This window comes from Brevundimonas sp., assembly GCF_024711105.1.
Classification (GTDB): Bacteria; Pseudomonadota; Alphaproteobacteria; order Caulobacterales; family Caulobacteraceae; genus Brevundimonas.
In genome coordinates, this window is record NZ_JANJTL010000044.1 from 22,825 (window position 1) to 40,973 (window position 18,149).

Here is an 18,149-nt window from a genome sequence, read left to right on the forward strand (position 1 = left end):
AGACCCAAGCCGTCATGGCCAGCCTCAAGGAAATGCGGAATCGGATCGGAAGCGTGAAAGCCACGCAGAAGATCACGAAGGCCATGCAGATGGTCGCCGCCGCCAAGCTGAAGCGCGCGCAGGAGCAGGCCGAGTCGGCCCGCCCCTACGCCGCCCGGATGGCCGCCGTCATCGCCAACCTGGCGCGCGGCGTCTCCGGCGACGGCGCGCCGCGCCTGCTGGCCGGCACCTGTTCGGACCAGAAGCACCTGATCGTCGTCGCCACGGCGGACAAGGGCTTGGCCGGCGGCTTCAACTCCTCGATCGTGCGCGCCGCGCGGGAGCGGATCTCCGCCCTGCTGGCCGCCGGCAAGGACGTCTCGATCATCGCCGTGGGCCGTAAGGCCCGCGACCAGCTGCGCCGCCAGTACGGCGACCGCATGATCGACAGCTTCGAGCTGTCCGACCACAAGGTGCTGTCGCTCGCCGCCGCCCAGCCGGTGGCCGACCGCATCCTGGCCGAGTTCGAGGCCGGTAACGCCGACGTCGTCACCCTGTTCTACAGCCGCTTCCGCTCGGTCATCTCGCAGGTGCCGACCGCCAAGCAGCTGATCCCGGCCGTGGTTGAGGCGGGCGAAGCCGCCGCGGACCTCGGCGGCGCCGCCTATGAGTACGAGCCCTCTGAAGAGGCCATCCTCGAGACGCTCCTGCCGCGCAACATCGCGGTCCAGGTGCTGGCGGCCCTCTACGAGAACCAGGCCGGCTTCTTCGGGGCCCAGATGGGCGCCATGGACTCCGCCACCCGCAACGCCGGCGACATGATCGCGGGCCTCACCCTCCAGTACAACCGTCAGCGCCAGGCCCAGATCACCAAGGAGCTGATCGAGATCATCTCCGGCGCCGAAGCCCTCTGACGCCTCTCACGATTTGTTCGAACGGACAGACCCCATGACCGACACCCTCGCCGCCACGCCCAAGAAGCCCGCCCGCAAGCCCGCGGCGCCGAAGAAGGCCGCGGCCGCTCCCGCCGCGACGCAAGGAACGGCGACCGGCCGCATCTCGCAGGTCATCGGCGCCGTCGTGGACGTCGAGTTCGACGGCCAGCTTCCGGCCATCCTGAACGCCCTGGAAACCCAGAACGTCGACCAGCGGACCGGCCAGCCCTTCCGCCTCGTGCTCGAGGTCGCCCAGCACCTCGGCGAGAACATCGTGCGCACCATCGCCATGGACACCACCGAGGGCCTCACGCGCGGCCAGCCCGTGACCGACACGGGCGAGGCCATCCTGGCCCCGGTCGGCCCGGGCACGCTCGGCCGCATCATGAACGTCGTCGGCGACCCGATCGACGAAGGCGGTCCGCTGAAGACCGACATGCGCCGCCCGATCCACCGCGAGGCCCCGTCCTTCGAGGAGCAGTCGACCTCGGCCGAGATCCTGGTCACCGGCATCAAGGTCATCGACCTGCTGTGCCCCTACACCAAGGGCGGCAAGATCGGCCTGTTCGGCGGCGCCGGCGTCGGCAAGACCGTGACGATGCAGGAGCTCATCAACAACATCGCCAAGGCCTACGGCGGCTACTCTGTGCTGGCCGGCGTCGGTGAGCGCACCCGCGAGGGCAACGACCTCTATCACGAGATGATCGAGTCCGGCGTGAACGTGGCCGGCGGCGGCGAAGGCAGCCGTTGCGCTCTCGTCTACGGCCAGATGAACGAGCCCCCGGGCGCCCGCGCCCGCGTCGCCCTGACCGGCCTGGCCCAGGCCGAGTACTTCCGCGACGAAGAGGGCAAGGACGTGCTGCTCTTCATCGACAACATCTTCCGCTTCACCCAGGCCGGCTCGGAAGTGTCGGCTCTGCTGGGCCGCATCCCCTCGGCCGTGGGCTATCAGCCCACCCTGGCCACCGAGATGGGCAATCTGCAGGAGCGCATCACCTCGACCAAGAAGGGCTCGATCACCTCGGTCCAGGCCATCTACGTGCCCGCCGACGACCTGACCGACCCGGCCCCGGCCACCTCCTTCGCCCACCTGGACGCCACGACCGTTCTCTCGCGCGACATCGCCGCTCAGGCCATCTTCCCGGCCGTGGACCCGCTGGACTCGACCTCGCGGATCATGGACCCGCTGGTCATCGGCGAGGAGCACTACGCCGTCGCCCGCCGCGTGCAGGAAATCCTGCAGCAGTACCGCGCGCTCAAGGACATCATCGCCATCCTGGGCATGGACGAGCTGTCGGAAGACGACAAGCTGGTCGTCGCCCGTGCCCGCAAGATCCAGCGCTTCCTGTCGCAGCCGTTCTTCGTGGCCGAGCAGTTCACCAACTCGCCGGGCAAGTTCGTCTCGCTGGAAGAGACCATCGCCTCCTTCCGCCGCATCTGCGACGGCGAGGGCGACCAGTATCCGGAAGCGGCCTTCTACATGGTCGGCGGCTTCGACGAAGTTGTGGCCAAGGCCGAGAAGATGGCGGCCGAGGCCTGATCTCGGAGACATGAGCGGGCCAGATGTCATCATCGGCCTTGCCTGGGTCGGCGCCGTAGCCGGCCCACTGATCGCAACGGTTCTGGTGCGGCGCCTTCTTCGCGGAAGGCGCCGTTTCCTTGCCTGGACGCTGGTCGGCCTGTCGGCCGCGGCGTGGGTCCTCGGGGTTTGGGCCTTTCTGGCGGAACCAGCCACCTTGACGGTTCGCCATGTCGTCGTCGAAAGTGATCGGTGGCGCGGTCCGCCACTGCGGATCGGCCTCATCTCGGACACCCACGTCACGTCGCCCCATGTCGACGCCCGCCGCGTTCGGCGCGTGGTCGAACAGATGAACGCCGAACGCCCCGACGTCGTCGTGCTGCTCGGCGACTATGTGGGCGGCCATTTGCCGTCGCACGTCCGCTCGGCCGCGGAACGCGATCAAATTCTCGCGGGCCTCACAGCCTTCGGTCAGCTGTCCGCGCGGTACGGTGTCTTCGGCGTGCAGGGCAACCACGATTCCTGGTTTGACGAACTCTCGACGGCCGACGCCCTAGAGCGCGCAAACGTGGTGGTCCTGGAGAACCGGGCGACCGTGATCGAGCGTGCTGACGGGTCCTTTTGGATCGCCGGCCTGGCCGATCTCTACTCCCGACGGCACACTGCCTCGGTCGACGCCGCCCTCGCCGACGTTCCCCAAGACGCCCCGGCGCTACTGCTGACCCACTGGCCAGACCCCTTCGACGAGGTTCCGTCCCGCGTCGCGCTCACCCTGGCCGGACACACCCACTGCGGCCAGGTGAATCTACCGGTCCTCGGCCGCCTGATCCATGCATCTGCGGGATCGGCGAGATGGCAGTGCGGCCTGTATCAGGAGGGTGGGCGGCAGATATTCGTCACGGGCGGCGTCGGCGTCTCGATCCTCCCTGTGCGCTTCAGGGCGCCGCCGGAGATCGTCATCCTGACCCTGCGATCCCCGACGCTTGCCTCAGGCGTCGCCCCCCACTAGGAAGCGCGCCATGGCTGACAAACTCAACTTCTCTCTGGTCGCGCCCGAGCGCGAGGTCTTCTCCGGCCAGGTCGATCAGGTCGACGCCCCCGGCGTCGAGGGCGACTTCGGCGTCCTGCCGAACCACGCGCCCTTCATGACGGCGCTGCGCGAAGGCGCGATCACCGTCCACATCGGCGCGAACCGCCGCGTCTTCTCGGTCAAGGGCGGCTTCGCCGACGTGACTCCGCAAGGCCTGACCATCCTCGCCGAAGAAGCCTCGGAAGCCGGCGCGGCCTGAGCCGCTCCCGGCCGGCTACCTCGGGAAGCCTGCTGACTCCTGAGAACAAATCAGGCACAAGGCGGCGGTGACCGCCGTGGCTCTCCGAACAGCTTCAGCCCTCTCCGACGCGCGCGCCCTGCTGCGCGAGGTGTGGGGGCATGAAGATTTCCGGGGGCTGCAGGCGCCGATCGTGGAGGCGGTGCTGGCCGGGCGGGACGTGCTGGCAGTGCTGCCGACAGGCGGGGGCAAGAGCGTCTGCTACCAGGTCCCGGCGATCCTGCGGCCCGGGCTGGGACTGGTGGTGTCGCCGCTGATCGCGCTCATGGCCGACCAGGTAGAGGCGCTGCGCCAGCAGGGCGTGGCCGCGGCCCGGCTGGATTCCGGCGTGGCGCCCGAGGCCCGGGCCGAGATCTGGCGGGCGGCCAAAGCGGGAGACCTGGACCTGCTCTATGTCTCGCCGGAAGGCCTGGCTCAGCCGCACATGATCGAGCGGCTGGCGGGGCTGAGCCTCAGCCTGATCGCCATCGACGAGGCGCACTGCGTCTCACAGTGGGGCCACGACTTCCGGCCGGACTATCGCTCGCTCGGACGGCTGGCCGAGCTGTTCCCCGGCGTGCCGCGGATCGCCGTGACCGCCACCGCCGACGCCCGGACGCGCGAGGACATCGCCCGCTCGCTCAGGCTCGAGCACGCCCAGGTCTTCGTCGACACCTTCGCGCGGCCGAACCTGCAGCTGTCGGCGGTGCGCAAGGAGGCCTCGACCCGCGCCCGCACCGAGGCGCAGGTGCTGGAGCTGGTGGCGCGCAGGCGGGGCCTGTCCGGCGTCGTCTATTGCGGGGCGCGCGAGACCTGCGACCGGCTGACCGAGGCGCTGACGGCCGCCGGCGTCAACGCCATCGCCTATCACGCCGGCATGGGCGCCGAGGACCGCGACCGGCGGCTCAGCAGCTTCCTGGCCGAGGACGGGGCGGTGATGGTGGCGACCATCGCGTTCGGCATGGGCGTCGACAAGGCGGACGTCCGCTTCGTCATCCACGCCGATCCGCCGGGCTCGATCGAGGCCTACTGGCAGGAGGTCGGCCGCGCAGGCCGCGACGGCGACCCGGCCGAGGGGATCACCCTGTATGGCGCCTCGGACATCGCCTGGACGCTGCGGAGGCTCGACGGCCGGCCCATGCCCGACGAGGTCAAGGCGGTGCAGGTCCGAAAGGCCCGCCAACTCTACGCCATGCTGGACGGGGTCACCTGCCGGGCCCAGGCCGTGCGGCGCTATTTCGGCGAGACGGACGCGGACCCTTGCGGTGTCTGCGACATCTGCGGCGATCCGCCGGAACTCGTGGACGCCAGTGTCCAGGCCCAGAAGGCGCTCGCGGCCGTGCAGCGCCTGGGCGGCCGCTTCGGACGCGGACGGGTGATCGACCACCTGACCGGCCGCACCAAGGAGCCGCAGGCCTGGGAGACGGCGCTGTCGACCTGGGGCGTGGGTTCTGACACCTCGCCGCGCGGCTGGCGCGACGTGATCGACCAACTGCTGTTTCAGGGCCTGCTGGTCGAGGCGCCGAACGACGGCAAGCCGATCCTGCAGCTCGGCGACCCCGATGGGGTTCGCGCCGTCTATCGCGGCGAACAGGCCGTCCGCACCCGGCGGGCGCCGGAGGGCCTCGATCCGTCGACCCGCTCAGGCAATCCGCGCCGGCGGGGCCGGTCGGCGCCGGCCGAAGCCCTGTCGCCCGAGCTGCGCGAACGGTTCGAGCGGCTGCGCGCCTGGCGCCGGGACCGCGCCGCCGAGCAGAAGGCGCCGCCCTATGTCATCTTCCAGGACCGGACCCTGCTGGAGATCGCGAGCCGGCGGCCCACGACGCTCGACCAACTGGCGCGCATTCCCGGCGTCGGCCAGGCCAAGCTGCAACGCTACGGCCCGGGCGTGCTGGAAGCGCTGTCGGGAGACTGACGGAACGGCCGCGCCGCGGGGCGGTTGTCTCCGGACAGGAGGCCGCCATGACCGACAAGCTGCAGACCGAAGGCCGCAAGGAAAACGCCGCCGAGCCGCTGGGCGAGAAGAAGGGCGTGTCGTCGAACTCCGAGGTCGAGAAGACCGGTGACAAGGGACCACGCAACGCCGGCCCCGATGGGCCCGATCCGACCGAGGCCTCCGACGTCGTCCGCTAGCGCCCGGAACCGACCCGCGTTCAGCCGGTTGCCCTTGTGACCGACCGAAAGGAGAGGCCCATGCCGCACCAGAACGTCCACGCCGGAAAGGCGACCGCCCAGAACAGCGCCGTTTCCTCGGGCCAGCCCAACGACAAGGGGCGCGAGCAGAACGAAGCCGTCCGCCCCGAGCCCTCGAGCTATGTCGCCGAAGACCATCGCGATGCCTCCCTCGCGGCGCCGGCCGCCGGCGAGATGCCGGACTACATGGACGAGGGCGACGCGCTCGGCGAACCCGACGTCCAGCAGGGCGGCAACCACACCATGCGCCCGTATCGGACCGAGAAGCTGCAGCAGCAGGGCTCCAAGACGCGCGCCGCCAACAAGCGGATCGTCAAGGGCCAGGCCTGAGGCGAGTGGCGACCCCGGGGTGACTCGAACACCCGACCTCCGGTTTAGGAAACCGCTGCTCTATCCTGCTGAGCTACGGGGCCGCGAAGGCGGGTGTTTAGCCCCTCCCGCGCGGCCGAGCCAAGCGGCGATCCCGCTGAGGATGCTGCCGACGCCCTGGGTGGCGGCCCCGACCAGCATGCCGTCGCGTAGCGCATGCGAACGGCGGAGCTCCTCGCGGAACCGCTCCTGCTCGTCCGGCGGTGTTGCCTGACCCATGGCGCTCCTCCCGAAGCCCACGAAAACCAGCGTTTCTCGGGAAGTGTCAGGCCAATCCCTCGCGGACGCAATTGTGGTTAATCGGCACGCAGATACAACATCTTGCGGCGAACAAAGCCGGAAGATCGGCGAGTCAGTGATTCGGTCATGCTCTGTTCCCGCGCCGTTCCGCAGGGTCGGCGGACGCCGTTAATCCGTCTCACCAGCGCCGGCGACGGGCCGCCAGGACCCCCTGCAGCTCCGCGACGAAGGCTTCGTGGTCGGCCAGCGCCGGGTCCTCCACGGCGGCCGCGAGGGTCTCGGCTTCGGCGATCAGGCCCTGGATCTCGTCGGTGACCCCCGAACCCAGGGCCGCGAGCGCCAGGGCCCGGCGGCGCAGGAGGATCAGGGCCGCGGCCGGATAGCGGCCGGCGAGACGTGAGGCCCAGAGCGGCACGTCGTCGTGGGCGCCGCGGATCTCTCCGGTACGAGCCTGGACAAGTTCCGCGGCCTGCAGCAGCGCCGGCCAGGCCATCAGGAAGGCGAGCCCCTTCATGGCGTCGGGGTGCGCCGCCGCCAGGTCGAAGGCGCGGTCGAGCGCCACCACGTCCTCGAAGTCGGGCAGCCGCGCCAGAAGGACCCGCAGGTCCTCGGCCGACAGGGTGCGTTCGAACATGGCCCAGCGCGCGGCCTCGGCCTCCTCGGCGCGGCCCTCGGCCTCGAGCACGGCGACCTCCGCCTCCAGCCAGGCGTCGGGCGGCCGTTCCGGATCGGGCTCCCGGCGGTTCCAGCGTGACGGCGGCGGGGCGACCGGGCGCGAGGCTTCCAGCGCGATCCGGGCTTCGGCCGCGCGGCCGGCGGCGGCGAGGCGGCGGGCCATCTCGGCGCCCGTGTCGGGCTTTCGCTGGTCCTCGTCGGGGATGGACAGCATCCAGGCGTCGAGGTCGCCGCTGCGGTCCGCGAGCTTGCGGACGACCAGGGCGAGCTTGCCGGTCGGGCGGGGACGGCCCCGGGTGAGGTCGGCGAGCAGCCGCGCGGCCAGTTCGGGGCTGAGATCGCCCGCGCCGCGCCCGACCCAGGAGGCCCACTGGTTCAGCCGCGTCGACAGAGCCTCGACCAGCACCGGCGCGGCGATGTCCGGCCCGGCGCGCGAAGCGAGCGAAGCGAGGTCCGCCGTCGCCGCGTCGAACAGGACCGGCAACTCGCCCTTGGCGTCGCTGACACGCACGCTAAGCGAAGGATAAAGGTCGAACCAAGCGACGATCCGGTCGAAGGCCAGGCGGACGTCGAGCCCGGCCAGACGCTCCGCGATGACACGCCTGAGCGCCTGAAGCTCGCTGAGCAGGGCGGGCCGCTTGCGCCAGGACACCCGCGCGCGGCTGGCGGCGATGGTGGTCAGGCGCTTGTCGATCTCGAGCGCCAGGTCGCCCGGCCCGACCTCGGCGGCGAGCTCCATGCGCAGGCGGCGCTTGAACGCGGGAGACTCCGCGCCCGCCTCCATCAGCAGCTCGGCCAGGCGCTCGGCGCCGAGCGCGGCCAGGTTGGCGGCGGAGACGGACTTCTTGGGGGCGGCGGGACGCTTGGCCATCAGGTCGCGCCCAGCGCGCGCGAAGGCGCCGGCCCGGCCGAAGACGCACACCGATGGAAGGAGAAAATGGTGGGTGATGTAGGGCTCGAACCTACGACCCGCTGATTAAGAGTCAGCTGCTCTACCAACTGAGCTAATCACCCACGGCCCTTCGGACGGAGAGGCGTCCGGCGGGGGCGCTCCACATACAGATGAAGGCACGCTTCCGCAAGGGCGCGCGACGCGCAATAGTGGCCGGTCAGGAAAGCCGGCGACTCGCCGGGGACGGGGGAGTTTCATGGCGTTCTGGAACCGGCGCAGACCGATCGACACGATTGCGCATCGGGAAGGCCCGGCGCTCAAGCCCACGCTGAGCTGGCCGCACCTCATCGCACTCGGCGTGGGCGCGATCGTCGGCACCGGCATCCTGACCCTGATCGGGGTCGGCGCGGGGCTGGCGGGTCCGGCGGTGCTGATCAGCTTCGGCCTGGCCGGCCTGGTCTGCGCCTGCGCGGCCCTGGCCTATGCCGAACTGGCGACCATGATGCCGGCGGCAGGCAGCGCCTACGCCTATTCCTATGCGGCGCTCGGCGAGCTGATCGCCTGGATCGTCGGCTGGAGCCTGATCCTGGAATATTCGCTGGTCGTCTCGGCGGTCGCGGTCGGCTGGTCCGGCTATTTCGTCGGCTTCTGGAACGGCCTGGACGGCGCGGCCTTCGAGGCCCTTCGCATTCCCGCGGCGCTTGCGGCCGGGCCGCACGTCGAGGGCGGGCTGGTCAACCTGCCGGCCATCTTGATCATCGCGGTGGTCACGGGCCTGCTGCTGCTGGGCACGCGCGAGAGCGCCACCATCAACGCCATCCTGGTGGTCATCAAGGTCGCGGCCCTGGTCGGCTTCATCGCGCTGGCCCTGCCCAGCTTCGATGCGGCGAACTTCACGCCCTTCATGCCCAACGGCTTCGGCGCGCCCTTCGTGCAGACGGGGGTGATGGCCGCCGCCGCCATCATCTTCTTCGCCTTCTACGGCTTCGACGCCATCTCGACGGCGGCGGAGGAGACCAAGCGGCCGGAGCGGGACCTGCCGATCGGCATCGTGGGGGCCATGCTGGTCTGCACGGCGCTCTACATGGTGGTGGCGGCCGTCGCGATCGGAGCGCGGCCGGTGGCCAGCTTCGCCGAGAGCACCGAACCGCTCGCGTTAATCCTGCGCGACCTCGGCCAGGACACGGCGGCCAAGTGGCTGGGCGCCTCGGCGGTGATCGCGCTTCCGACGGTGCTGCTCGCCTTCCTGTTCGGCCAGAGCCGGATCTTCCTGGGCATGGCGCGTGACGGCCTGCTGCCCACCGGCCTGGCGCGCATCTCCAACCGCGGCGTGCCGGTGGTGGTGACGGTCTTCACCGCCATCGTGGTCAGCATCCTGGCAGGCGTCATGCGGCTGGACGAACTGGCGTCGCTGGCCAACGCCGGGACGCTGGCGGCCTTCGCGGCGGTGGGCGTCTGCCTGATGGTGCTGCGCCGCACCGAGCCGAACCGGGCTCGCCTGTTCCGCGCGCCGCTCGCCCCGCTGGTGGCCCTGATTTGCGTGGTCGGCTGCGTGATCTTCTTCTTCAGTCTCAGGACCTCGACCCAGCTGTGGTTCCTGGTCTGGAATGCGGCGGGCCTGCTCATCTACTTCGCCTGGGCGGCGTGGAACTCGCGGCTGGCCCGGGAAGGACGGGCGTAGAGCCATGGCCCGGCGCGACCTGTCCGGCGCGCTCGACGTCGAGGTGCTGGAGCGCTTCACCCAGGGCGACGTGGGAGTGATGGACGAAGTGCTGGGCCTGTTCCAGGAGCAGGCGGGGATGTGGTCGGCCATGCTGGACGCCCGAGAGGCCGGCTGGCGGGACGCCGTTCACTCCCTGAAGGGTTCGGCCGCCGGCGTCGGCGCCCACGACCTGGCTCAGGCCTGCGCGTCGGCCGAGACGGCGGAGAAGGAGCTGCTGCCCGCCCGCCTGGGCGCCGTCCACGACGCGCTTGACCGCACGCTGGCTGATGTCGCCGCCTTCCGTCACGAGCTGGCGCTGCGAAGCCTCAGGGGCTAGTCCGCCAGCAGGCTCTCCAGGCCCTCGCGCCAGGTCGGAAAGGCGGGACGCCAGCCGAGTTCGGCCTTGGCGCGGGCGTTCGAGACGCGCTTGGAGTCGAGGTAGAAGCCGCGCATGGCCTCGCTGACGGAGGGGTCGGACAGGTCCGTCTCGGGCGGCAGGGGCAGGCCCATGCGGGCGGCGGCGGCCTCGAGCACGGACTCGGCCGAAGCCGGATCGTCGTCGGTCAGGTTGTAGATCGCGCCGGCCCGCGGCCGGGCGAGCGACGCGAGGATGCCCGACGCCGCGTCCTCGACATGGATGCGGTTGAAGACCTGGCCGGGCTTGCGCACCGGTCGCGCCGTGCCTTCCCTGAGCCGGTCGACCGCCGAGCGCCCCGGGCCATAGATGGCCGGCAGGCGGAACACGTGGATAGCCAGACCTTCCTGCGCACCGAGGTCGAGCCAGCCGCGCTCGGCGGCCACGCGCCGGGCGCCGGGGATGGTGGCGGCGTTCAGGGCCGATCCCTCGTCGACCCAGCTTCCGCCCCGGTCGCCGTAGACGGCCGTGGAGGAGACATAGCCGATCCACCGGCCACGCCAGCCCTTCAGGTGCGGCGCGAGCGCGATCAAGCCCGGGCAGCCCTCGGCGCCCGGAGGGGCGGTGACCAGGATGGCGTCGCTCTCCGCGACCGCCGCGGCCATGGCCGCGCCGTCGTTGGGATCAATGGCCGGCGCGCCTTCGCTGGCGAGCATCTGCCGGCGCTCCGGATCACGCGCGGTGACGCGGATGGACCAGCCGTCGGCCCGCAGGCGACGCGCCACGGCCTCGCCCAGATACCCCAGCCCAAACACCAGCATCGTCGGCATGACCCTGGCCTAGCGAGCGTCGCCCAACCGGGCAAGCCGGGCGTCGACAGCCGCGCGGCCTGGGCCTAGGAAGCCGACATGACCGTCATCGTCACCGGCGCGGCCGGCTTCATCGGGATGCACGTGGCCGAACGCCTGCTGGAGCGGGGCGAGACGGTCGTCGGCGTGGACAATTTCAACACCTACTACGACCCGGCCCTGAAGCCGGCGCGGGCGGAGCGGCTGGAGCGTCATCCGGCGTTCCGCATGGTCCGGATGGATATCGCCGAGGCCGAGGCCTTCGAGGCGCTGGTGCGCGAGACGGGCGCGAAGCGGATCGTCCACCTCGCCGCCCAGGCGGGGGTCCGCTACTCGATCGAGAACCCCTTCGCCTATGAGCGGGCCAACCTGGCTGGGCACTTGAGCGTGCTGGAGGCCGCCCGGCGCACCGAAGCCGAGCACCTCGTCTACGCCTCGTCCAGCTCGGTCTACGGTGACCGCCCGTTGGCGGGCCAAGGCTTCTCGGAGGACGACCCGACCGACAGCCCGGTGTCGCTCTACGCCGCGACAAAGAAGGCCAACGAGCTGATGAGCGCCAGCTACGCCAACCTCTACGGCATTCCGCAGTCGGGCCTGCGCTTCTTCACCGTCTATGGGCCGTGGGGCCGGCCGGACATGGCTTATTTCAGCTTCACCCAGAAGATCCTCGCCGGAGAGCCGATCGAGGTCTTCGGCGAGGGCCGGATGGCGCGCGACTTCACCTATGTCGACGACATCGTGGACGGCATTATCGGCGTGCTGGACTGCCCGGCCGAGCCGCAGGCGCCGCGGGTGCTGAACATCGGCGACAGCCGGCCCGTCGGGCTGATGGACATGATCTCGACGCTGGAGGCCGCGCTCGGCCGCGAGGCGATCAAGGTCTTCCGCCCCATGCAGCCCGGCGACGTGACGGCCACCTATGCGGACGTGGCGAAACTGAACGCGCTGACCGGCTATGATCCGAAGGTGAAGCTGGAAGACGGCATCCCCCGCTTTGTCGAATGGTACCGCGGCTTCTACGGCTGACCTTCTCCTCCCCACGCGGTGGGGAGGAGACGCGGCCCTTGAGCCCCGCTGATCCGCCGCTATAGTCCGCGCGCTTTCGACGCCCCTATCAGGAGACTCCCGCATGGCCGGGCCCGCCTCGCACAACGACCAGGACTACCATCGCGGCGAGATGGACATCTCCGAGCAGACCTCGACCTATGCCTTCGTCATGGGCCTGACCAAGTGGGGCGCGCTGGCCACGGCGGTGATCATCGCCTTTTTCACCATCTGGCTCTATCCGCGCGGCGACTTCTTCGGGGCGGCCTTCGTGGCCTTCGTCCTGCTGGTCGCGGGCATCTTCCTGCTGCGTAGCAAGAAGACCCACTGAGCCTCATTCCGAGGTGAGCTCGTCAACCGGGCTCAGGCGCTCCGGGCGGGTGCACGGCCTCAGATCGAACCGATAGCGAAGCGCGCCGGCCGCGCCCTGATCCAGCGTGTCCAGGGCCACCATGGCCTGCGCCTGTGAACCGCCGGTCTGAAGCGTCAGGCTCGCGTCGATGGCCAGCAGGGGAACCCCGCTGTCGCAGCCTGCCCGGCGCAGCTGTCCCGGAGGCAGGCGGTCGGTGAAGGCGAAGTCGCTGTTGTAGCGGCCCTGGAGCCGGCGGTTGAAGCGCGGCGCGCGATTGCCGCGCCCCACCTCATAGTCGACCGAGAGTTCCGCCGACTGGCGCTGGGCCAGGCTGGCGAAGCCTCGATAATCCACCGTGGTCAGGCCCAGCGAATAGCCCTCCGGCGCCGCCAGCGGGATGGCGATCCGGCAGGTGGTGCGGACGGTCTGGGCCCGGCCGCCTTGCGCGGCCTCGGCGGAGAAGTCGTGGAACAGGACACTGATGCTGGTCCCGTCCGGCGAACGGACCACCGTATAGGCCCCTTCCGGACAGGCGTTCTGGACGACGGCGGGCGGGGTCGGGCGACCCCGGGCCTGGGCCTGGACCTCTCCGGCGGGGAGCGCGGTGGAGGCCATGAGCGCGACGAGCGCGGCCGATCTGATCATGGTGGAGTTTCCTTCTTGAGAGATCGGCCGCGCGGCCGCCTTGGTCATTGGCCTAGCGGCACCGGCGCCATTGCAGGTGGTAGACGAGCGCCGCGTTGACGTCCTGGGAGTCGACGGTGGCGATGGCGTCCGCGCCGCCGCGGGTCTGGACGCGCATCGAGGAGTTGGTGCGCAGGATCACGTCTTCACCACAGGCCGACCAGGTGACGGCCGAGGCGACGAGCGTGTTGTTCAGCAGGAAGTCCGAATCCAGCGACCCGTTGAAGGTGCGGGTGAACATCGGACCGCGCCGGCCGGCGAAGAAGTATTCGACGTTGAACTGGGACGAGGCCCCGCGCGGAAGCATGTTGTAGCCGCGGTAGTCGATCTCCAGGACCGAGACGCTGTAGCCCTGGGGCACATGCACGGGGATGGCGATGTTGCAGCTCTTGCGGTCGAAGCTGCGACCGACCGACTGGCCGGCCTCGACGACGTACTGGTCGAACAGCAGGCTGAGCGAGGTGTTGTCCGGGCTGAGGGCGGCCGAGACCGATCCGGCGGGACAGCCGGTTCCGCCATAGGCGGGCTGGCCGAGGCTGACGCCGGACTGGGCGTGGGCGGCGCCGGCGGCGAGCGCCATCGCGGCGGCGGCGGTGGAGAGAACGAGGGCTTTCATCGTTGGTGATCCGTTGATCGAGCATCGCCCCGACGGCGACGATCGGAGCCTCGCCGTTTCGCCCTGAACGCGTTTTGAGGGGGTCGGTCAGCCGCCGTTCACCAAGCTGAACCGTACGCAAGGCGGACCTTTACGGCCCTTGCCGAACGCGCCTAACGTCGCCTCTGGTCTGAACGGACGGAGGCGCCCTTGGCCGTCGTGATCGCCACCACCCGAGAACGGCGCGCGGACGATCCGCGCGTGGCGATCACGCCCGAGACGGCCAGGAAGCTGATCGGCCTGGGGGCCACGGTGCGCGTCGAGGCGGGCGCGGGCTCAGGCTCCTCCTATCCCGACAGCGAGTACCAGGCCGCGGGCGCGGAGATCGCGCCGGACCTGCGTCGCGCGCTGGATGGGGCCGATATCCTGTTCAAGGTGCGCGGACCGACGGCCCAGGAGATCAGCGCGCTGAAGCCCGGCGCGACGGTCGTCGCCCTGCTGGACGCCTATCGCGAGACGGACACGGTCCAGGCGCTGGCCAAGGCGAACCTGTCGGCCTTCGCCATGGAGTTCGTGCCGCGCATCACCCGCGCCCAGGTCATGGACGCCCTGTCGTCCCAGGCGAACCTGGCCGGCTATCGCGCCGTGATCGAGGCGGCCTACGCCTATTCCAAGGGCTTCCCGATGATGATGACGGCGGCGGGCACGGTCGCCGCCGCCAAGGTCTTCGTCATGGGCGCGGGCGTCGCGGGGCTGCAGGCCATCGCTACGGCTCGCAGGCTGGGCGCGGTCGTCACCGCCACCGACGTGCGGCCGGCGTCCAAGGAGCAGGTCGAGAGCCTGGGGGCCAAGTTCGTCGCCGTCGAGGACGACGAGTTCAAGGCCGCCGAGACCGCCGCCGGCTACGCCAAGCCGATGTCGGCCGAGTACCAGGCCAAGCAGGCCGAACTGACTGCCGGCCACATCGTGAAGCAGGACGTGGTCATCACCACCGCCCTGATCCCCGGCAGGCCCGCGCCGCGCCTGGTCACCGCCGCCCACATCGCCTCGATGAAGCCCGGCTCGGTCATCGTCGACCTGGCCATCGAGAACGGCGGCAACGTCGAGGGCGCCAAGCTGGGCGAGGTGGTGACCACCCAGAACGGCGTGCAGATCGTCGGCTGGGCCAACCTGCCGGGCCGGATCGCGGCGGATGCGTCCGCGCTCTACGCCCGCAACCTGTTCGCCTTTGCCGGCCTGCTGCTGAAGGACGGCGCGGTCGCGCCGGACCTGGAGGACGAGATCCTCAAGGCGGCCCTGGTCACCCACGGTGGGGCCGTGGTGCATGAGGGGGTGAAGGGGTGATCCTTCGGCGACTTGTCCAAATAGCGGGGTGGGGTCTCCTTCTTGGCCTGCCGCTTATGGGCGTATGGGATGTCGGGAAGGACATGGCGTACGAGCTGAGGTTTGGGCCGCGCTACTCGGCATGGGAAGTCGCGCGGGAGATCATCGTTCGGTGGCCGCAACTCCTGATTCCTGCGCTGGTTGGAATGGGTGGCGGCGGCATCTGCCTGCTGATCGCGGACATCCATGAGCGGCTGGAGCGGCGTGGGTGAAACAACCGTTGCGCCATCCCCTGCATCTCCTAGCCATCGTCGGCGGCCTTGCCGCCTTCGCGGTCGGCTTCTGGACTGGCTACTCGGACAACCTCCTGATCTTCCCGCTCGGCCTCGCCTTCATGTCGGCGGTGGACCTCGCCCGCCGCCTGGGCCTCGAGCCGCCGAACGACCCCGCCGCGTCGCATAACCGAAAGGGCCTCTGATGGACGTCGATCCCACCATCTTCCGCCTGGCGATCTTCGTGCTGGCGATCTTCGTCGGCTACTACGTGGTCTGGTCGGTTACGCCCGCCCTGCACACGCCGCTGATGGCGGTGACCAACGCCATCTCCTCGGTGATCATCGTCGGCGCCCTGATCGCGGCGGCGGCGTCCTTGAGCGCAGCCGAAGGCCAGAACGCCTGGATCTCAAAGGGCGCGGGCGCGGTGGCGGCGGCGCTGGCCGGGGTGAACATCTTCGGGGGCTTCCTGGTCACCCAGCGGATGCTGGCCATGTACAAGAAGAAGGCGAAGCCCGGTTGACCGGCGACGTCCTTCCATGGGTCGGGCTGGTTTCCTGGTGCGTGACGGGCGTGGGCCTGGCGCTGTTCCTGATGAGCTGGTTCGGCAAGGGCGACCCGATCCGCAAGCAGCGGCTGTCGGACTGCGGCATGGCCCTGATCTTCGCGGCGGTGCTGACGCGCGTGATCATCAATCCGGACCGCGGCCCGCTCGACTGGGTGCTGGGCGCCGTGTCGCCGATCTTCATCCTGGCCGCCATCTGGCGGCTGAGCCGGACGCAACCCTCGGGGGACGTTGAATGACCGCCTCGATCGCCGCCCTCGCCTATCTGGTCGCAGGCGTCCTGTTCATCCTTAGCCTGCGCGGCCTGTCGAGCCCGGAGACGAGCCGAAAGGGCAACCTCTACGGCATGATCGGCATGGCCCTGGCGGTCGGCACGACGCTGCTGGTCCTGTGGGGCGAGGGCCTTCTGGACCTGACGACGCTGGGCCTGATCGGCGGGGGGATCCTGGTCGGCGGCCTGGTCGGCGGGGTCATCGCGCGCAAGGTGGCCATGACCCAGATGCCGCAGCTGGTCGCGGCCTTCCACTCGCTGGTCGGCCTGGCCGCCTGCCTGGTGGCGGTGGGCGCGGTCTATGCGCCGGCCGCCTTCGGCATCGGCACGCCGGACGGCGGCATCAAGACCCTGTCTATCATCGAGCTGAGCCTAGGCGTCGCCATCGGGGCCATCACCTTCACCGGCTCGGTGATCGCCTTCGCCAAGCTGAACGGCAATATGAGCGGCGCGCCGATCCTGCTGCCCATGCGGCACCTGATCAACATCGGCCTGGCGCTGGGTCTGGTGCTGCTGATCGGGGTGATGATCGGCTCGGGCGGGACGGCGACCTGGGCCTTCTGGGGCGTATTCATCCTGGCGCTGGTGCTGGGCGTGACCCTGATCATCCCGATCGGCGGGGCCGACATGCCGGTCGTGGTGTCGATGCTGAACAGCTATTCGGGCTGGGCGGCGGCGGCGCTGGGCTTCACGCTCGAGAACATCGCCCTGATCATCACCGGCGCCCTGGTCGGCAGCTCGGGCGCCATCCTCAGCTACATCATGTGCAAGGGGATGAACCGCAGCTTCATCTCGGTGATCCTCGGCGGCTTCGGCGGCGAGACGTCCGGCGCGGCCGGCGGGGCGGTCGAGACGCGTCCGGTCAAGCAGGGCTCGGCCGACGACGCCGCCTTCATCATGAAAAACGCCTCCAAGGTCATCATCGTCCCCGGCTACGGCATGGCGGTGGCCCAGGCCCAGCATGCGCTCAGGGAGATGGCCGACAAGCTGAAGGAGGAAGGCGTCGAGGTGAAATACGCCATTCACCCCGTCGCCGGCCGCATGCCCGGGCACATGAACGTGCTGCTGGCCGAGGCCAACGTCCCCTATGACGAGGTCTTCGAGCTGGAGGACATCAACTCCGAGTTCAGCTCCTGCGACGTGGCCTTCGTCATCGGCGCCAACGACGTCACCAACCCCGCGGCCAAGACCGACCCGCAGAGCCCCATCTACGGCATGCCCATCCTCGACGTGGAGAAGGCCGGCACGGTGCTCTTCATCAAGCGCGGCATGGGCAGTGGCTATGCCGGCGTCGAGAACGAGCTCTTCTTCCGCGACAACACCATGATGCTCTTCGCCGACGCCAAGAAGATGGTCGAGGGGATCGTGAAGGGGCTTTAGTCGTCTGCGTCGATCGTCTCGTCGCAAGTCGCCACGCCCGAGGAGCCTCTGATCTGGCAGTCGCGGCCGCATTCGAATGTCGGATTGCCGCTGTCGCCCCCGGCGATCGCTTCGCGTCTTCCAGGCACATACAAGTGGGATTGAACGGCCTCTCGTCCCGCGAGCAGACACATATCTCGATCAAAGCCGGGCGTGATGACGGCGAACCCGCTTTGCCCGCTTGGATAGACGAAAAGTGTCCAGTCGCCCGGCTTATCGCATCCGGCAGACACCAAGCTCAGCGTAGCGATGGCAATAGGTCTCAGGGCCAGCAACCACGTTCCTCCTCGGGAGTCCGCTCTGCCGTCTGTCTATCGCAAGGCGACCCTCAACGCTAAAGCGCTGCGGTGACCGCTACTGCAGCCTCTCCCGCCCAGCCCCGCTTCCTCGCGCTCGACAGCCTGCGGGGCATATTGGCGCTGTTCGTGGTGCTGTTTCACCTGCCGGTGGACAGCCATGTGCGGGACCTGCCGCTAGTCATGCACGGCTATCTGTTCGTGGACTATTTCTTCGTCCTGTCCGGCTTCGTGATCGCCCATTCCTATGGAACGCGGATCGGAGACGGGCGGCAGGGCCGCGACTTCCTGATCAAGCGCGTGGCGCGGGTCTG

21 protein-coding genes, 2 tRNA genes and 1 pseudogene are annotated in these 18,149 nt (G+C 69.7%); 18 read left to right on the plus strand and 6 right to left on the minus strand.

The genetic code is table 11. From position 1 onward, the window contains the following. The first annotated feature begins 14 nt into the window (after positions 1 to 14). The 7 genes from Q0M60_RS03260 to Q0M60_RS03290 all read left to right on the plus strand — a co-directional run bounded on the left by Q0M60_RS03260 (position 15) and on the right by Q0M60_RS03290 (position 6,263). Positions 15 to 893: a F0F1 ATP synthase subunit gamma gene (locus Q0M60_RS03260; RefSeq protein ID WP_296815870.1), complete on the plus strand. Its 879-nt coding sequence runs from the start codon at positions 15 to 17 to the stop codon at positions 891 to 893. Between the two features lie 34 nt (positions 894 to 927). Next, the gene (atpD, locus tag Q0M60_RS03265; protein ID WP_296815873.1) at positions 928 to 2,454 is read left to right on the plus strand and encodes a F0F1 ATP synthase subunit beta; all 1,527 of its coding nucleotides are present in this window, start codon (positions 928 to 930) and stop codon (positions 2,452 to 2,454) included. 196 nt (positions 2,455 to 2,650) lie between these two features. Further along, the gene (locus Q0M60_RS03270; RefSeq protein ID WP_296815875.1) at positions 2,651 to 3,442 is read left to right on the plus strand and encodes a metallophosphoesterase; all 792 of its coding nucleotides are present in this window, start codon (positions 2,651 to 2,653) and stop codon (positions 3,440 to 3,442) included. Positions 3,443 to 3,452: 10 nt separating this feature from the next. After that, on the plus strand, positions 3,453 to 3,722 hold the full coding sequence (locus Q0M60_RS03275) for an ATP synthase F1 subunit epsilon (RefSeq protein ID WP_296815877.1): 270 nt from the start codon (positions 3,453 to 3,455) through the stop codon (positions 3,720 to 3,722). 76 nt (positions 3,723 to 3,798) lie between these two features. Beyond that, positions 3,799 to 5,655 carry a DNA helicase RecQ gene (gene recQ, locus Q0M60_RS03280; protein WP_296815879.1) on the plus strand — a complete coding sequence of 619 codons (1,857 nt, stop codon included), beginning with the start codon at positions 3,799 to 3,801 and terminating at the stop codon, positions 5,653 to 5,655. Between the two features lie 47 nt (positions 5,656 to 5,702). Further along, the gene (locus tag Q0M60_RS03285) at positions 5,703 to 5,873 is read left to right on the plus strand and encodes a hypothetical protein (RefSeq protein ID WP_296815881.1); all 171 of its coding nucleotides are present in this window, start codon (positions 5,703 to 5,705) and stop codon (positions 5,871 to 5,873) included. Positions 5,874 to 5,933: 60 nt separating this feature from the next. Further along, entirely contained in the window at positions 5,934 to 6,263 is a 330-nt protein-coding gene (locus Q0M60_RS03290) for a hypothetical protein (protein WP_296815883.1), read from the plus strand. A gap of 6 nt (positions 6,264 to 6,269) precedes the next feature. Here Q0M60_RS03290 and Q0M60_RS03295 read toward each other — a convergent pair. From Q0M60_RS03295 to Q0M60_RS03305, 3 genes are all read right to left on the minus strand, one after another. Continuing rightward, positions 6,270 to 6,346 (minus strand) — tRNA-Arg (locus Q0M60_RS03295). 374 nt (positions 6,347 to 6,720) lie between these two features. After that, positions 6,721 to 8,088, minus strand: coding sequence for a DUF6880 family protein (locus Q0M60_RS03300; RefSeq protein ID WP_296815885.1), 1,368 nt, complete (start codon positions 8,086 to 8,088; stop codon positions 6,721 to 6,723). A gap of 67 nt (positions 8,089 to 8,155) precedes the next feature. Beyond that, positions 8,156 to 8,231, minus strand: a tRNA-Lys gene (locus Q0M60_RS03305). Between the two features lie 134 nt (positions 8,232 to 8,365). Between Q0M60_RS03305 and Q0M60_RS03310 the strand changes: the two genes are divergently transcribed. Together Q0M60_RS03310 and Q0M60_RS03315 are read left to right on the plus strand one after the other, a co-directional pair. Next, the gene (locus Q0M60_RS03310) at positions 8,366 to 9,790 is read left to right on the plus strand and encodes an amino acid permease (protein ID WP_296815887.1); all 1,425 of its coding nucleotides are present in this window, start codon (positions 8,366 to 8,368) and stop codon (positions 9,788 to 9,790) included. Positions 9,791 to 9,794: 4 nt separating this feature from the next. After that, positions 9,795 to 10,148 carry an Hpt domain-containing protein gene (locus tag Q0M60_RS03315; RefSeq protein WP_296815889.1) on the plus strand — a complete coding sequence of 118 codons (354 nt, stop codon included), beginning with the start codon at positions 9,795 to 9,797 and terminating at the stop codon, positions 10,146 to 10,148. Here the strand turns inward: Q0M60_RS03315 and Q0M60_RS03320 are convergent. Then, complete coding sequence (locus tag Q0M60_RS03320) at positions 10,145 to 10,996, minus strand: SDR family oxidoreductase (protein WP_296815891.1); 852 nt, start codon at positions 10,994 to 10,996, stop codon at positions 10,145 to 10,147. The two genes, Q0M60_RS03315 and Q0M60_RS03320, sit on opposite strands and share 4 nt — an antisense overlap. Positions 10,997 to 11,074: 78 nt before the next feature. On the opposite strand from Q0M60_RS03320, the gene Q0M60_RS03325 reads away from it, so the two are divergent. Together Q0M60_RS03325 and Q0M60_RS03330 are read left to right on the plus strand one after the other, a co-directional pair. Then, positions 11,075 to 12,040 (plus strand): SDR family NAD(P)-dependent oxidoreductase, encoded by a 966-nt coding sequence (locus tag Q0M60_RS03325; RefSeq protein ID WP_296815893.1) that lies wholly within the window; start codon positions 11,075 to 11,077, stop codon positions 12,038 to 12,040. A gap of 103 nt (positions 12,041 to 12,143) precedes the next feature. Further along, a complete protein-coding gene (locus tag Q0M60_RS03330) occupies positions 12,144 to 12,389 on the plus strand; it encodes an aa3-type cytochrome c oxidase subunit IV (protein ID WP_296815895.1) in 246 nt (81 codons plus the stop codon). A 3-nt stretch (positions 12,390 to 12,392) separates the two neighbouring features. Here the strand turns inward: Q0M60_RS03330 and Q0M60_RS03335 are convergent, their stop codons facing one another. Together Q0M60_RS03335 and Q0M60_RS03340 are read right to left on the minus strand one after the other, a co-directional pair. Continuing rightward, positions 12,393 to 13,055 (minus strand): DUF4360 domain-containing protein, encoded by a 663-nt coding sequence (locus Q0M60_RS03335; protein ID WP_296815897.1) that lies wholly within the window; start codon positions 13,053 to 13,055, stop codon positions 12,393 to 12,395. Positions 13,056 to 13,107: 52 nt separating this feature from the next. Further along, positions 13,108 to 13,710, minus strand: a complete 603-nt coding sequence (locus Q0M60_RS03340) for a DUF4360 domain-containing protein (RefSeq protein WP_296815899.1) — start codon at positions 13,708 to 13,710, stop codon at positions 13,108 to 13,110. Positions 13,711 to 13,899: 189 nt separating this feature from the next. Here Q0M60_RS03340 and Q0M60_RS03345 point away from each other — a divergent pair, with 189 nt between their 5' ends. The 7 genes and pseudogenes from Q0M60_RS03345 to Q0M60_RS03375 all read left to right on the plus strand — a co-directional run. Beyond that, positions 13,900 to 15,033 (plus strand): Re/Si-specific NAD(P)(+) transhydrogenase subunit alpha, encoded by a 1,134-nt coding sequence (locus Q0M60_RS03345; RefSeq protein WP_296815901.1) that lies wholly within the window; start codon positions 13,900 to 13,902, stop codon positions 15,031 to 15,033. A gap of 83 nt (positions 15,034 to 15,116) precedes the next feature. Continuing rightward, positions 15,117 to 15,284, plus strand: coding sequence for a hypothetical protein (locus Q0M60_RS03350; protein ID WP_296815902.1), 168 nt, complete (start codon positions 15,117 to 15,119; stop codon positions 15,282 to 15,284). 8 nt (positions 15,285 to 15,292) lie between these two features. Beyond that, positions 15,293 to 15,490, plus strand: coding sequence for a hypothetical protein (locus tag Q0M60_RS03355; RefSeq protein ID WP_296815903.1), 198 nt, complete (start codon positions 15,293 to 15,295; stop codon positions 15,488 to 15,490). Further along, positions 15,487 to 15,807: a proton-translocating transhydrogenase family protein gene (locus Q0M60_RS03360; protein ID WP_296815906.1), complete on the plus strand. Its 321-nt coding sequence runs from the start codon at positions 15,487 to 15,489 to the stop codon at positions 15,805 to 15,807. Before Q0M60_RS03355 ends, Q0M60_RS03360 begins: the two co-directional genes overlap by 4 nt. Then, positions 15,804 to 16,088 carry a hypothetical protein gene (locus tag Q0M60_RS03365; RefSeq protein ID WP_296815904.1) on the plus strand — a complete coding sequence of 95 codons (285 nt, stop codon included), beginning with the start codon at positions 15,804 to 15,806 and terminating at the stop codon, positions 16,086 to 16,088. The genes Q0M60_RS03360 and Q0M60_RS03365 overlap by 4 nt, the downstream gene beginning before the upstream one ends. Further along, positions 16,085 to 17,500 carry an NAD(P)(+) transhydrogenase (Re/Si-specific) subunit beta gene (locus Q0M60_RS03370; RefSeq protein ID WP_296815905.1) on the plus strand — a complete coding sequence of 472 codons (1,416 nt, stop codon included), beginning with the start codon at positions 16,085 to 16,087 and terminating at the stop codon, positions 17,498 to 17,500. Before Q0M60_RS03365 ends, Q0M60_RS03370 begins: the two co-directional genes overlap by 4 nt. Positions 17,501 to 17,886: 386 nt before the next feature. Next, positions 17,887 to 18,149, plus strand: a pseudogene (locus Q0M60_RS03375) (acyltransferase); the annotation flags it as partial.

Coding starts and splice junctions, on each gene's coding strand:
- Q0M60_RS03290 (WP_296815883.1), top strand. CDS start 5,934: ATGCCGCACCAGAACGTCCACGCCGGAAAGGCGACCGCCCAGAACAGC.
- Q0M60_RS03370 (WP_296815905.1), top strand. CDS start 16,085: ATGACCGCCTCGATCGCCGCCCTCGCCTATCTGGTCGCAGGCGTCCTG.
- Q0M60_RS03285 (WP_296815881.1), top strand. CDS start 5,703: ATGACCGACAAGCTGCAGACCGAAGGCCGCAAGGAAAACGCCGCCGAG.
- Q0M60_RS03325 (WP_296815893.1), top strand. CDS start 11,075: ATGACCGTCATCGTCACCGGCGCGGCCGGCTTCATCGGGATGCACGTG.
- Q0M60_RS03335 (WP_296815897.1), bottom strand. CDS start 13,055: ATGATCAGATCGGCCGCGCTCGTCGCGCTCATGGCCTCCACCGCGCTC.
- Q0M60_RS03310 (WP_296815887.1), top strand. CDS start 8,366: ATGGCGTTCTGGAACCGGCGCAGACCGATCGACACGATTGCGCATCGG.
- Q0M60_RS03275 (WP_296815877.1), top strand. CDS start 3,453: ATGGCTGACAAACTCAACTTCTCTCTGGTCGCGCCCGAGCGCGAGGTC.
- Q0M60_RS03300 (WP_296815885.1), bottom strand. CDS start 8,088: ATGGCCAAGCGTCCCGCCGCCCCCAAGAAGTCCGTCTCCGCCGCCAAC.
- Q0M60_RS03330 (WP_296815895.1), top strand. CDS start 12,144: ATGGCCGGGCCCGCCTCGCACAACGACCAGGACTACCATCGCGGCGAG.
- Q0M60_RS03340 (WP_296815899.1), bottom strand. CDS start 13,710: ATGAAAGCCCTCGTTCTCTCCACCGCCGCCGCCGCGATGGCGCTCGCC.
- Q0M60_RS03315 (WP_296815889.1), top strand. CDS start 9,795: ATGGCCCGGCGCGACCTGTCCGGCGCGCTCGACGTCGAGGTGCTGGAG.
- Q0M60_RS03350 (WP_296815902.1), top strand. CDS start 15,117: ATGGCGTACGAGCTGAGGTTTGGGCCGCGCTACTCGGCATGGGAAGTC.
- Q0M60_RS03260 (WP_296815870.1), top strand. CDS start 15: ATGGCCAGCCTCAAGGAAATGCGGAATCGGATCGGAAGCGTGAAAGCC.
- atpD (WP_296815873.1), top strand. CDS start 928: ATGACCGACACCCTCGCCGCCACGCCCAAGAAGCCCGCCCGCAAGCCC.
- Q0M60_RS03320 (WP_296815891.1), bottom strand. CDS start 10,996: ATGCCGACGATGCTGGTGTTTGGGCTGGGGTATCTGGGCGAGGCCGTG.